Annotated in this window: 12 protein-coding genes; 1 reads left to right on the plus strand and 11 read right to left on the minus strand. The window is 39.5% G+C overall.

The window, feature by feature from the left end; genetic code table 11:
* Positions 1-3 precede the first annotated feature (3 nt).
* The 11 genes from bioV to PHY84_RS09880 all read right to left on the minus strand — a co-directional run bounded on the left by bioV (position 4) and on the right by PHY84_RS09880 (position 11,664).
* Positions 4-525, minus strand: coding sequence for a pimelyl-ACP methyl ester esterase BioV (bioV, locus tag PHY84_RS09830; RefSeq protein ID WP_299859344.1), 522 nt, complete (start codon positions 523-525; stop codon positions 4-6).
* Positions 512-2,155 (minus strand): AAA family ATPase, encoded by a 1,644-nt coding sequence (locus tag PHY84_RS09835; RefSeq protein WP_299859346.1) that lies wholly within the window; start codon positions 2,153-2,155, stop codon positions 512-514. Before PHY84_RS09835 ends, bioV begins: the two co-directional genes overlap by 14 nt.
* Complete coding sequence (gene mtaB, locus PHY84_RS09840) at positions 2,142-3,389, minus strand: tRNA (N(6)-L-threonylcarbamoyladenosine(37)-C(2))-methylthiotransferase MtaB (protein WP_299859348.1); 1,248 nt, start codon at positions 3,387-3,389, stop codon at positions 2,142-2,144. Before mtaB ends, PHY84_RS09835 begins: the two co-directional genes overlap by 14 nt.
* Complete coding sequence (locus PHY84_RS09845) at positions 3,390-5,042, minus strand: mechanosensitive ion channel domain-containing protein (protein WP_299859350.1); 1,653 nt, start codon at positions 5,040-5,042, stop codon at positions 3,390-3,392.
* Entirely contained in the window at positions 5,043-6,092 is a 1,050-nt protein-coding gene (gene aroB / locus PHY84_RS09850; RefSeq protein ID WP_299859352.1) for a 3-dehydroquinate synthase, read from the minus strand.
* An 84-nt stretch (positions 6,093-6,176) separates the two neighbouring features.
* Entirely contained in the window at positions 6,177-6,782 is a 606-nt protein-coding gene (locus PHY84_RS09855) for a transglycosylase SLT domain-containing protein (RefSeq protein ID WP_299859354.1), read from the minus strand.
* A 63-nt stretch (positions 6,783-6,845) separates the two neighbouring features.
* Positions 6,846-8,252: a TrkA C-terminal domain-containing protein gene (locus PHY84_RS09860; RefSeq protein WP_299859356.1), complete on the minus strand. Its 1,407-nt coding sequence runs from the start codon at positions 8,250-8,252 to the stop codon at positions 6,846-6,848.
* A gap of 3 nt (positions 8,253-8,255) precedes the next feature.
* Complete coding sequence (trmA, locus tag PHY84_RS09865; protein ID WP_299859358.1) at positions 8,256-9,365, minus strand: tRNA (uridine(54)-C5)-methyltransferase TrmA; 1,110 nt, start codon at positions 9,363-9,365, stop codon at positions 8,256-8,258.
* Between the two features lie 12 nt (positions 9,366-9,377).
* Positions 9,378-10,118, minus strand: a complete 741-nt coding sequence (fliP, locus tag PHY84_RS09870; protein WP_299859360.1) for a flagellar type III secretion system pore protein FliP — start codon at positions 10,116-10,118, stop codon at positions 9,378-9,380.
* Positions 10,118-10,900, minus strand: coding sequence for a flagellar motor protein MotB (locus PHY84_RS09875; protein WP_299859361.1), 783 nt, complete (start codon positions 10,898-10,900; stop codon positions 10,118-10,120). The genes fliP and PHY84_RS09875 overlap by 1 nt, the downstream gene beginning before the upstream one ends.
* Positions 10,900-11,664, minus strand: coding sequence for a motility protein A (locus PHY84_RS09880; RefSeq protein ID WP_299859363.1), 765 nt, complete (start codon positions 11,662-11,664; stop codon positions 10,900-10,902). The genes PHY84_RS09875 and PHY84_RS09880 overlap by 1 nt, the downstream gene beginning before the upstream one ends.
* Positions 11,665-11,794: 130 nt before the next feature.
* Here PHY84_RS09880 and glmU point away from each other — a divergent pair, with 130 nt between their 5' ends.
* Complete coding sequence (gene glmU, locus PHY84_RS09885) at positions 11,795-13,096, plus strand: bifunctional UDP-N-acetylglucosamine diphosphorylase/glucosamine-1-phosphate N-acetyltransferase GlmU (RefSeq protein WP_299859364.1); 1,302 nt, start codon at positions 11,795-11,797, stop codon at positions 13,094-13,096.
* The last annotated feature ends 21 nt before the right edge of the window (positions 13,097-13,117 follow it).

A 13,117-nucleotide genomic window follows, 5' to 3' on the forward strand; every position in this document is an offset into this window, starting at 1 on the left:
CTCCTAATTTATTTGTAAAAAATGGTTTGCATCTTTCATGTATGTTACGGTTGCAACCTCTAAAAAAAACTCTCTTGCGCCCTCTGCGTCTATAACGGCATCTTTGCCGCCGAGGTAAACTTCTATTTTTACCCCTTTTTGTGCAAGATTTTTTAGCTCATCTATATTCCAGTTAAAATAAAGTAGCTCTTCTAACTCTTCAACACTATTTTCCTTGTGTTCTACACTCTTTCTTTGATATGGTAAAAAACATGATTTTATAAATTCAATTAAGTATAAATCTCTACTTTTTCTATAGCCTAAAAGTTGGAGTTTTTTAAACTTCTCCTCTTTTGTCTGAAAAAATGCAGGGGAAAAGAGCTGAAGAGTATCTACTCTTTTCTCAAATACCAACTGCTCTTTTGCATACTCAAAAGCTTTGATAGCTCCATAGCTAAAACCGCAAACAGTGTAGTCGGAGCGATTTATGTACGCATCAAAAAAGTGCTCATCACCTTTGAGAGAAAACCCGCTATAAAATCGCATCCAACCTCTTTTTCACATCTGCTTTTGTGATGCTCTCCCTCTCGTTTAAAACGCTCTCCACCTCCGCCATAACACTTTGTAGAGACTCTAAGAGTTCTCTTGTCTGCGTGTAGAGTTTTTGCATCAAAATCTCTTTTTCGTTTTGGCTTGCCATGAGCGAAGAACCCATGCCGTACTCTGTTATCATCTTCTCGACTATCTCTTTTGCCTCATCCAAATCACCCTTGGCACTGCTTGCGTGTTCATGGTATCTGATGGCGCATGCAACGACACCCGCCAAGAGCATTTTTACTCTTGATTCTAGCTCATGTTGCAAAAGAGGCTCATCGGTTGCGGGAGTTAGTTTTTCATTTGAGAGAAGCAGTTTTTCAAAAGGAAGGTCAAAGTATGTAGCACAGATAACTTTTGCGGCTTGGTATGTAACACGGTACTCTTTTTGTTTCGGGCTAAGAATCTGGAGCTTCTTTTTACCAAACATAACCTTGTCTTTGACCTGATGAAAATGCTCAATCGTCACTTGAAAGTCATGTTGTCTGATGGCAAGAAGCGACGCTTCATTTACAAGTGCCGCTAAAGATGCGCCGTTAAATCCGACTGTCATATTTGCGATACTGTTTACATCAACATTATGAGGCACTTTTTCTAAGTATTTTGACAAGATAAGCGCTCTCTCCTTGTTTGTCGGGAGTTCCACAAAGATACGTCTGTCAAATCTTCCCGCACGCAAAAGTGCAGAGTCTAAAACATCTATCTTGTTTGTTGCGGCGATAACTATAACCCCGCTTGAGTTTTCAAAACCGTCCATCTCCGTTAAGAGCTGATTGAGCGTTGCTTCTCTCTCGTCATTTCTCTGTCCGTCTCTTTTTTTACCGACTGCATCTATCTCATCGATAAAGATGATGGATGGCGAGTTGTTTTTTGCGGCAACAAAGAGCTCATGCACCCTTTTTGCGCCCATTCCGACATAAATCTGCACAAACGAAGCACCGCTTTGGTAGTAAAACGGCACACCTGCGGCATTTGCAACCGCTTTTGCTATCATGGTTTTACCGACCCCCGGAGGACCTACCAAAAGTACGCCGCGCGGCATTCTTGCACCGAAACTTTTATATCGTTTAGGTTTTTTCATAAAGTCGATTATCTCTTCAAGTTCGCTTTTTACATCACTGATGCCGCCGATATCTTCAAATGTAATATCGCTTTTTATAGACTCTATGGGTGTTGCATGCTCTGAGGCGTAGTGCCCTCTTGTCTCTTTTGCCTCTTGTGTTTTCAAAGTTCTGTTTTTTTGAAACCACCTGTAAAAAAGTGCTCCAAAACCCAAAAAAAGAACCAAAAACAGAAGATAGACAATGATGCTAGAACTGTTTTTTACTTTCACTTCATACTCAACAAACATCTTTGGCGAAACTTGAGAAGCTGCAATTTTGTAAAGCTCTTTTTCGGTTTTGAGATAGACATACTCCTGCGTTGCTACAACGCTTTTGACACTGTGATTTTCTAAAATCTTTGTTGCCTCTTTGAGCGTGATAGGCTCCGCATTATCCCGTAACAACGCAAAAAGAACAAGTACAATAACCAAAAAAGCCGATACATAAAGAACAATTCTGTTTGTCTTAGACTCTAGCATAATTTGCATCCTCTTTGGCTTCATACGAACCAATATCAATCCAGTTTCCGACAAGATCCTCTTGCGAATGAATCATTATCTTGTTGAAATGTTGGTCGTATCCTATAAAATAGTCATCTTTTTGGCTCTCCACGAGAACGCGAAGATCCCCGCCAAAAGCTCTTCTAAAAGCAAAGTTTTTTTCTGCCACGATATTTTCCAGCTCATGCAGTCTCTCTTTTGCCATCTTGCCGCTCACCTCCGGCTTCATCACGGCCGATGGCGTGCCGTCTCGTTTTGAGTAGGTAAATGCGTGCAGATGAGTAAGTGGAAGTTCTCGCACATTGCGCATCGCCTCTTCCCATAATTCTACGCTCTCCCCCGGATGCCCTGTGATAAAATCAGTCCCTATGGCAAATCCTTTGCTTGAGAGCAGTTCAAAGAGTTCTCTGTCCTGCTTATAAACATTTCGTCTGTTCATGTATCTTAGCATCTGCGGCGATGTGTGCTGAAGTGCAATGTGCAGATGTCGTTCCAGCCACGGTTCATCCAAAATCTCTTTGAACTCATCACTGATTTGAATCGGCTCAACGCTTCCAAGTCTGATGCGTCTCACACCTCGAATCTGAGAGATTTTTTTCATAAGCGAGGCAATAGAGCTTCCCGTTTTTTGCCCGTAACTTCCGACATTTGTTCCAGTGAGAATAAACTCTCCAAATCCGTTTGCGCCAAGTCTGCGGATTTGTTCTAAAATCTTCTCCTCATCCATACTTCGTGCATCTCCACGCACATAAGGAATGATGCAGTATGAACAGCGAAAGTTGCACCCCTCCTGAATCTTTATAAACGCCCTGCTTTTACCGATAAAATCATCCACTACACTCTCGTCTATGTGATTCAAATCCCCGGGTTCATAAAAAGGTTCTTCACGGCTGAGCATCGTGTCGATTTTGAGCTTTTCGCTCTGCCCAAAAACACCTGCAACACGCCCCTGTTCCAAGAGTTTTTCTCCTTTGGTATGCGCACCGCACCCTGTGAGAAATATCTTTGCACCGCCGCTGTTTTCTACATGAGAGATGTAGGAGCGGACATGCGAATCGGCACCGTTGGTAACCGTGCATGAGTTGACTACGACTATGTCGGCTTCATTTTCATCCTCGGTAATGTCATACTCCTGCATCGCACTCATCATAACCTGAGAATCATAAAGGTTGGTTCTGCATCCAAATGTTTTAAAATATACTTTTTGTTTCATTTATATCACCTCTTGCGGTGCGAAGGGCGGAGTTTTTTTCGCACTCTCTTCCAGATGAAGCATCTGTGTCGGATATGCTATAGTTATATCGTCTTCTGCCAAAAAAGCATCTATGATTTCTGTTGATATAGAACTTCTCAGCGTAAGCGTCGCATAAGCGTTTGTAAGATACCAAGCACTAATAGTGATACCGTTTGGAGCGATAAAAGAGAAGATGCGAGGATCGACATTGCTATTTTTAAGACTGTAGTTGCTTCTTAATCTGTTGAGCTGTTTTCTTGTGATATCCGTATATCCTTTTGAAAACTTCTTTGTTATCTCTTTTACCAAATGCATCGCTTTTTTATGGTTGGAATCATACGTAATGGTTATATCTATCCCATCCCATACGGTTTTGAGAGAGCTGTGGGTGTAGTTGGCTATCATTCTTGTAAAAATATAGTTGTTTGGAACAAAGATAATTCTTCCTGCACGTCTGTTTTCTAAAACTGTTGTCAAAGTGACATCTTCTAGCATAGTCATACGTAAAAGAGAGATATCCATAACATCGCCCACATAAACCTGTCCATCCATATCGACACGGATTCTGTCCCCAACATGAATACTGCCGCCAAAAACGATAACAAGCCAACCAAGTATGCTCATAAACCAGTCTTTCATGGCAATAGCGATACCCGCAGAAGCAAATCCCAAGATAGTAACCAAGTAGCTTACATTTTCTATATAGTTAAAAAATAGGATGAGAATAATGAGTGTAAAATTACCAAATGTAATAAATTTGTTTGCCATATAAAAGCGTTCATTGTCGGTAATATACTTTTTGATAATAAGTTTTAGTAAAAAAAAGATGAGGAAAACAAAAAGAACAATAACACTAATCTTGACAAGTTTTAACATCTGAGACTCTATCTCTTTATTGATATTTATCTCTATAATGTCTAGTCTCTTTTCATACACATCAACCGTAACATTCATGGTATCAAGAGCCGATTCAAATCTCTCAAGCTGCTTTAGTTTCAAATCAAACTGCTCTTTACGTGTATGTTCTGTATCTATAGCTTCCAATTGTGTATAGATATTTATCTCTGAACGTAAAAGCCCCACTAAAGTATTAAGCTCCTCTTTTTTTGCAATATACTCTTTAAACCCTTCATTGAGTGTTTTTATAAGTGAAATACCCATAAAAATATCCAAAGGATTAGTAACTGACGGCACTTCGTCTATATTTGGCGGCGTGATAAGATTTGAAAATGGAGAGCTGTCTTTTTTCTTCAACTTCTCAATCTGTGAAGTTAAAATTTTCTCACGTGCTATAAGCGCACTAAGCTCATCTGTTTCACTAAGCGATTTATCTCGCTTTTTTTGAAGGTAGTTGATTCTTTCAACTATCTTATCAAGGCTCTCTCGCACATCCAAAGAAGTAAGATATGATGCATAACTCTTTATCCATACACTCTCTTTTTTTGCAATATTTTCTTCTATAGTTTTTAATTCAAAAAGAAGCTGTACAATCCTCTCTTTTTTTGCGCTTTCCTCGGCGGCTTTAATACGCTCTATCTCTTCTGGAGTTTGAACTTGTTTTGTTTGCTCTGCAAGTGCTTGAGAAAAAAAGAGTATTGCAGTGATAAGCAGATAAAAAAATATTTTTTGCATTTACTCTTTTCCAAATTTATTTAAAACACACATTATAGTCCCGACATCAACTTTATCGGTAATAACAACATCACCGATTCCAAGAGGAAGAATAAAAGTGATGGCGGCATCAGAGCTTTTTTTATCCAAAAAGAATGCTTCATAAAACTTTCTTACATCATTTATGGTGTATGTCGTAGGCAAATCATACTTTTGTAAAAGCGCTTTAACACGGGCAACCTCTTTTTCGTTCATGTAGCCCATCTTCAGAGCCATCTCATTTGCCATTACCATACCTATGGCAACTGCCTCACCATGAAGATACTCTTTGTACGCAGTCTCATTTTCTATGACATGCCCAAAGGTGTGTCCGTAGTTTAGAGCGGCACGAAGTCCCTGCTCTTTTTCGTCTTGGCTTACCACATCGGCTTTTGTCTGGACAGATTGTCTAATCGCATCTTGAAGTATCTCCGGATTACTTAAATCTGCACGCTCCAAAAACTCAAAGAACTCTTTGTTAAAAGTAACCGCCATTTTTACTATCTCCGCAACTCCGGCGCCAAACTCTCTTGCAGGAAGTGTCGTCAAAAAATATGGGTCTATGTAAACCGCTTTTGGCTGATGAAATGCCCCGACAAGATTTTTTCCGTATCTGTTGTTGAAGCCTGTTTTTCCACCCACACTCGCATCCACCTGAGAGAGAAGTGTCGTTGGTATCTGAACAAAGTCAATCCCTCTTTGGTAGATACTGGCAGCATACCCTGTCATATCGCCAACAACACCGCCCCCAAAAGCAATAAGAAGAGATTTTCGGTTAAAACGGTGTTCAAAGAGTGAGTCTAAAATAGCATCGATACTCTCTTGGTTTTTATACTCCTCTCCGTCTTGAAGTGTGATAACATGAAGCTCTTTTGCACTGATTTTGCCAAGAAGATACTCTAAGTGCAAAGCGGAGATTGTTGTATTTGTTACAACTGCGACTTTTGTATCAAAATGTAGTTTTGGGAGGGTGTCTATGGTTATGTCGTAGGAATCATCAACAACTTTTTTAAGCTCTATATGTACTTGCATTCTTTATCCAAAAAATAAATTTTAAAAATGGATATATGATACTTTAAAAACAATAAAAAGTGGCTAAATATGGATTTTAGCAGCTTAAATGATACGATAAAAAAGGCGTTTTGAACTGTTTTCGTGTGCAAGCAGCAGTTTGCGCAACTCTGTAAATACTTTTGTATAGTATGTATTCCCGACTGCTGCACCGTTGTATGCATTGATGGCTTTATCGTTTGAGCGATGTTTTTTGTAACATTCCCATAAAATACCTGCCGCAACACTTAGATTTATATTTTCATTTAAAAGCGCACTAAGCGGTATTTTCAACTTTGAGAGCATCTCTTTATGCATGTTGTTTATCTGCATCAACCCTATATCAAAACTCGGATAGCGGTTTTGGTCTAAAAAATCAACAACACCCTTAGCCTCGGCACTGTTTTTACTGTCAATTTCTACTACTTTTGAATATATTTTATAAGAGATGTTTCTGCTTTGAAGCATTGAGTAGAGCTTCTGCTCTTGAGGTTTTGTCAATTTTTTGTAGTTTACGGAGATGATAAGCGGTCGAACATTGCTCTCAACTTTTGAGATGGCATAAAGCAGTCTTGGCTCTATACCATAAGCCTCGCCCGTACGAATCCACATATTTGTAACAGCATGTGCACCGACAGACAAAAGCATCAATAACCAAAAAACTCTCTTCATTAACACCTATCCCTCGCTCAAAAAACTATTTTTTTTCGCCTAAAGCAAAAGGTGTTCCTATTTTTATATCTGCACTGGAATAAAAATCTGATGGTGATTGTCAAGCTTAAAATAGAGTCTTTCGCTGTCGGTTGAAAAAATAGAGTAGAAATTTTTAACTGTCAACTTTTTTGTAAAAGGCAAAATCTGAATAAAATCATCCTTGTGATTGAGTTTTTTAATAGGATTTTCACTATCTTTGATAATCTTTACACTCTTGGAAAAGATAGCAGAAAGGTTTGTGTAGTGTTCTACAACCTGCTCTTTTGCGTCCTGAGCCTCATTAGTATAGTTATAAAGCTCTATATTAAGATTCATCTTCTCTGAAATATCGAAAATCGTAGATGAAATCTTCTCTAAATCACGGTTTTCTCCCAGTATGATAGAAGCATCCTTAACTAAAGAGAAATTTTTCTCTGCAATTTTAAGTACAGGTATATGTGCATCATAGAACATTGAACGCATTTTATGATTTTCAAATATCTCATTTGGAACAATAACAAGCCCGACATGATAGCTTTTTATATCATTAAAAAAGGAGCTCACTAGCCCTTTTGCATTATAGTTGATATCTACAATGACATTTTGCGAGCGGTACTCTTTGATTTTCCAAAGTAGCTCAAAATTGCTTGGGTTAACAACCTTAATAATGAGCGTACGTCCGAATTTTTGATGTGCAAAGATGGCTCTTGAAATAAACTTTTCTACTTTTTTGTGATTAAGCAGATCCATATCTAAGTAAATATATATATTTGACCCAAAAGGCTCCGGAAACTGCCCAAGCTCTCTTTTTATGGCTCTATAAACTGACTTGAGAACCTCAGGGTCACCAACCATTACCAAAAGGTCGTTTGGCTGAATCATCCTTCGGCGGTTTGGCATGATAAGCTTTCTGTTTCTGTAAATAGCAACAATTCGCCACTCTTTTTGCTCTATAACCCCGATATGTTTGTAAACAAAAGAGCTTCCAAAAGGAACAAGAACTTCCATTATTTCACCCTCTCCGATACCGACATTTTGTGCGATAACAGGAACATTCGGAAGATAATCAAGCATTCTTGAAGAGAGAATCTGTTTTGAGTTAATCATAACTATATTGGAATCTTCATTTTTGAGTTTCCATTTGTTAAGCACTATAATACGAAGCTGTTTTTTGATGCTTCTTATATTTTTGATGGTATTTTCGACATCCATAGGATTGTCCATAAGTATCATTACCTGTGCAAACTCCATTTTAAGAAGGTTTGCAAGCTTATAGAGGCTTGTAGGATCAAACTCATAAAATTTAAAACGTGCAGGATTGGCATTTGGAAATTTTTTGGCTTTTGTTTGAACTATATAATATATGTTTTCACTTGTATAAGCATCAATAACTCTATTTATAAAATGCTCGGCAGTTTCGCCTTCGCTAATAATCAATATTTTTTTCATACTCTATCTTTTCTTTGTAAGTTTTACGCCCATCTCTGCATGGTGCGTATAAGGAAACTGGTCAAAAAGCGCCATATCGCAAACAGTATGTGTTTGACACAAAATAGCCAAATCTCTAGCCAATGTTTCAGGATTGCATGAGATATAGATGATGTTTTCATAGCGTGCGGCAAACTTGCAAGTATCCTCATCCATACCGCTTCTTGGCGGGTCAACAAAGATGGTATGAATATCATAAGAGTCTAATTCTATCTCTCTCATTCTGTTAAAAACTCTTACGCCGTCAAGTGCTTGCACAAACTCTTCAACACCCATGCGCACGAACTCTATATTGGTAACGCTGTTTAAGAGCATATTTGTTTTTGCGGCGTTGATGGATGCTTTGGAAATCTCCGTTGCCAAAACTTTACGAAATTTTTTCGCAAAAGGAATCGTAAAATTACCGGCACCGCAATAGAGTTCAAGCAAATCGCCTGAAGTATCTGATAGGTTTTTCAAAACCCAGCCAATCATCTGCTCGTTTACAGGAGAATTTGGCTGTGTAAAGCTGTTTTCGATGTAGCAAAATCTAAACTCTTCTTGTGCAACATTCAAAATCTCCGTCACATAATCCTGCCCGATTACTACTTTTTGACCTCTGCTTCGACCTATGAGGTATATGCCAAGCTCTTTTGCAATCTCTGCTGCACTCTGGTTCCAAGCGGCATCCAGTGTTCTGTGATAGAGAAGCGAGACTACAATTTCACCGCTGCTTGAGCTTAAAAAGTCTGCGCCAAAGAGTTTAAAACCCATACTTTTTTCTTGAATCTTCTCTAAAAGCTTTGGCATAAGAGTGAAGATAAATGTGCTTACCTGTGGGCACTCATCTATAAAAACAACGCCGTTTTTGTCTGCATTGTTCATGGCATAAAAAATCTCTTCTCCCTCATGCCATATCTTAAACTCACTTCTTGAGCGGTAGTTGCTCTTTGGAGACTCAAAAACAGAAAATGCCCCGCTAAAAAAAGGTTGAAATCTCTCCTGATTGAGAGTGACTTTTGCACTGAGCTGTGCTTCATATCCGCCTTCATAAACCACACATGCACCACATCTGCCAAAATATTTACAATCCATAAAACTACCTAACTATTTGATTGAGGCTATAAGATTGCCGATAAGCAGATTCCAGCCATCAATAAGGATAAAAACAAGTATCTTGAAAGGAAGCGCAATCATAACAGGCGGCAGCATCATCATACCCATCGACATCAAGATGGATGCGACCACCATATCAATGACCAAAAATGGCAAAAAGAGTAAAAACCCTATCTCAAATGCAGTTTTTAATTCACTTATGACAAAAGCGGGAATAACGATAGAGAGAGGAACTTCCGCAACCGATGCGGGATTTTCCATCTTTCTAATACGTAAAAAAAGAGCCAAATCTTTCTCTCTTGTGTTTCTTATCATAAAGTTTTTAAAAGGGAGTGCTGTTTTGTCAAATGCCTCTTCATACCCGATTTTTTGCTCTATGTAAGGCTTAATTCCATCTTCATACGCCTTTACACCCACCGGTTCCATAACAAAAAAAGTAAGTATCATACCAAGCATAACCAAAAGCTGTGTCGGTGGGACCTGCTGCGTTCCCAGTGCTTGGCGCAAAAAACCAAAAACGATAACAAATCTTGTAAATGTAGTCATTACCAACACTAAGCTAGGTGCCAAGAAAAGAAGCGTTAAAAGTACAAGAACATTTAAAGAGCTGACAAGCTGCTGTGGAGAGTTAGGGGCCGATAGCTCAAAATTCATTGTAGGGATAGGAGGATTTTGCGCCCCCAAAAGTGAGACTCCACAAAAAAAAGAGAAAAGAAGCAAAAGTCTTAGCATTATCGGCTTACTGCCTTATCTAAAACTGTCTGCTGCACCTTTGGTTTGTCTTTCAAAGAACCGCCGATAAAATGAATTTCCACCCTGCGGTTCTGTTCTCTACCGCTCTCGGTTGCGTTTGTAGCTTTTGCTGAAAACTCTGCATAACCGGCTGCACTCAAGCGTTTTGGATCAACACCGTCTAAAATCAACTCTTGTAAAACTGCAATTGCACGTGCAGAGGAAAGCTCCCAATTGTCTTTATATGGACTTCTTGCATCAGGACCTCGATCGTCCGTATGTCCGCGTACACTGACAACTGTCTCACTTGGAAGCTCGCCTATAATAAGCGCGATACGCTTAAGAAAAAGAAGCATATCCTCATTTTGGATTGTTGCACTTCCGGATTTAAAAAGCAACGACGCAGGAAGTTCAATTGCAAATCCATCTTGAGCTTCCTGCAAAGATACCGTAGGTCCTGCACCCTGCCCTACATCTTGCATCTCATTAAGTTCTTTAATGGCTTCGGTTACTCTGTTTACTTGCTCGGTAGTCTCTTCTTGAGCTTCTATGGGAGTTGCTGATTGTTGCATTTTTTTTGAAACTTCCGTTTGGATTCCACCCTCTAAAACACTCATAGCACCGGCAAGTGAACCAATAGCCTCGGAGACTTTTTTTGCATCCATACTTGACATAGAGAGAAGCAAAACGAAAAAGCACAGAAGCAGAGACATCAAGTCCCCAAAAGCTGCGAGCCACTCCGGCATACATGTCGGACATTCAGGACATTTATTTTTTGCCATTAGTTAAACTGACTCACACGTTCATTTGGCGCAAGGTAGCTCAAAAGTTTTGCTTCTAATGCTCTTGGCGCATCACCGGACTGAATAGACATAATTCCCGTTATAATCATCTCTTTAACAAGTGCCTCATCATCATTTCTAATTCCCAAAATATTTGCTATTGGACCACCAAATATATTTCCTATCATTGCTCCGTACATGGTGGTAAGGAGCGCAACTGCCATGGAAGGACCGATGGCTGAAGGGTCTGCCATATTCATAAGCATCGCAACAAGACCTATAAGCGTTCCAATCATCCCCATCGCTCCGGCAAGACCTGACCACTGGCTAAAAATAGCGGCATTGCCCTTATGACGGGTGCTTGTCTGTTCCATCTCAATTTCAAGCAGTTCTCTTATACTGTCAGGCTCATTTCCATCAATCGCCATCGAAAGCCCTTTTTTTAAAAAAGCATTTGGTTCATTGTTGACTTCACTCTCTAATGCCAAGATACCGTCTTTTCTTGCTTTTGTCGCAAAACCCACAAGTTTTTTGATTAACTCCATTCTATCTTCTTGCGGAGGTTTGATAGCTATCATGAAAATTTTAACAAATGATTTCATTTGCGCAGGTTTAAAAGAGACCATTAAAGCACCGATACTTCCGCCGACAACAATCAAGACAGATGGAATGTCGATATAAGGACCTATCCCGACACCCATCGCCATAGAAGCAACTAGAAGCACTAAAATCAAAACAAGACCGATAACCGTACCTAAATCCATTCAAATACCTTACGACAAAATATCGTGCTTATAATACCACAAAAATAGTAGCCCCATCATTAAAAACATTTTAATTTAAAATATACGCACTACAAGATATAATTTTGCCAATTTACAACAAAGAGTTTTTATGAACAAAAGCAGCATCAGCATCGTTATCTTAGCGGCAGGGAAAGGGAGCCGTATGAAGTCTCCCAAAGCAAAAGTTTTGCACACGCTCTGCGGCAAAGAGATGCTTTACTACATTATCAAAACTTCACGCCTGATAAGCGATGATGTCACGGTTGTTGTCGCACATCAAAAAGAGGCTGTTATGGAGCAGATGAAGCGTTATTTTGATGACGTAAATTTTGTAGAACAAGATGCACAGAACTTTCCCGGAACCGGCGGCGCTATGAAAAACATCTCGGTAAAAAATGAAAAAGTTTTGGTTTTAAACGGAGATATGCCGCTTGTTACGCCAAAATCACTTGAAGGATTTTTGGAGAATGAGAGCGAGATTGTCATGTCAATTTTTGATTTGCAAAATCCGGATGGTTATGGGCGTGTAATCATTCAAAACGGGCATGTTGTAAAAATAGTAGAGCAAAAAGATGCTTCCGCTGCAGAGCTTAATGTCTCAACCGTCAATGCCGGAATCTATGCGTTCTCAAAAAAAGTGCTTGACAAGTACATCCCGCTTCTTGATAACAACAATGCCCAAAAAGAGTACTACCTCACTGACGTGATTTCTATGGCGAGAGCTGATGCACTAAATATCACTCCGCTACTTGTAGATGAGGAGCATTTCAAGGGGGTAAACTCCAAAAAAGATTTGTCGGATGCTGAGATAATTATGCAGGAGCGTATCAAGACTTCACTTATGGATAGCGGCGTGATTATGCAACTTCCATCCACTATCTATGTTGAAGAAGGTGTAGTTTTTGAGGGAGAGTGTATCGTTGAAAACGGGTGCCGCATAACCGGCAATTCACGCATCATCAACTCTCATATAAAAGCACACAGCGTTGTAGAAGACAGCATAGTCAAGAACTCCGATGTTGGACCGATAGCGCATCTACGCCCCGCTTCAAACATAGAAGACACCCATATAGGAAATTTTGTCGAGGTAAAAAAATCTACTCTCAGAGGTGTGAAAGCCGGACATCTTAGCTATATAGGAGATGCAAAGGTTGATGAGGGAACAAATATAGGAGCCGGAGTAATCACTTGTAACTATGATGGCATAAAAAAATATGAGACTCTAATCGGAAAAAATGTATTTGTAGGAAGCGACAGCCAACTTGTAGCACCTCTCATCATCGAAGATGATGTTATGATAGCAGCAGGAACAACCGTAACAAGCGGCACAATTAAAAAAGGCTCGCTTGCCATCAGCCGCACAAAGATAAGAACGATTGAGGACTTTTTTTATAAATTTTTTAAGAAGTAGAACTTTCCCCTATCAGCGGGG

Origin of the sequence: Sulfurimonas sp. (assembly GCF_028694605.1) — a bacterium.
Lineage (GTDB): Bacteria > Campylobacterota > Campylobacteria > Campylobacterales > Sulfurimonadaceae > Sulfurimonas.

Excerpts from the sequence above, each read along its gene's own strand:
- PHY84_RS09855 (WP_299859354.1), bottom strand. The coding sequence starts at position 6,782 with ATGAAGAGAGTTTTTTGGTTATTGATGCTTTTGTCTGTCGGTGCACAT.
- PHY84_RS09880 (WP_299859363.1), bottom strand. The coding sequence starts at position 11,664 with ATGGATTTAGGTACGGTTATCGGTCTTGTTTTGATTTTAGTGCTTCTA.
- trmA (WP_299859358.1), bottom strand. The coding sequence starts at position 9,365 with ATGGATTGTAAATATTTTGGCAGATGTGGTGCATGTGTGGTTTATGAA.
- glmU (WP_299859364.1), top strand. The coding sequence starts at position 11,795 with ATGAACAAAAGCAGCATCAGCATCGTTATCTTAGCGGCAGGGAAAGGG.
- PHY84_RS09875 (WP_299859361.1), bottom strand. The coding sequence starts at position 10,900 with ATGGCAAAAAATAAATGTCCTGAATGTCCGACATGTATGCCGGAGTGG.
- mtaB (WP_299859348.1), bottom strand. The coding sequence starts at position 3,389 with ATGAAACAAAAAGTATATTTTAAAACATTTGGATGCAGAACCAACCTT.
- PHY84_RS09860 (WP_299859356.1), bottom strand. The coding sequence starts at position 8,252 with ATGAAAAAAATATTGATTATTAGCGAAGGCGAAACTGCCGAGCATTTT.
- PHY84_RS09845 (WP_299859350.1), bottom strand. The coding sequence starts at position 5,042 with ATGCAAAAAATATTTTTTTATCTGCTTATCACTGCAATACTCTTTTTT.
- fliP (WP_299859360.1), bottom strand. The coding sequence starts at position 10,118 with ATGCTAAGACTTTTGCTTCTTTTCTCTTTTTTTTGTGGAGTCTCACTT.
- bioV (WP_299859344.1), bottom strand. The coding sequence starts at position 525 with ATGCGATTTTATAGCGGGTTTTCTCTCAAAGGTGATGAGCACTTTTTT.
- aroB (WP_299859352.1), bottom strand. The coding sequence starts at position 6,092 with ATGCAAGTACATATAGAGCTTAAAAAAGTTGTTGATGATTCCTACGAC.
- PHY84_RS09835 (WP_299859346.1), bottom strand. The coding sequence starts at position 2,155 with ATGCTAGAGTCTAAGACAAACAGAATTGTTCTTTATGTATCGGCTTTT.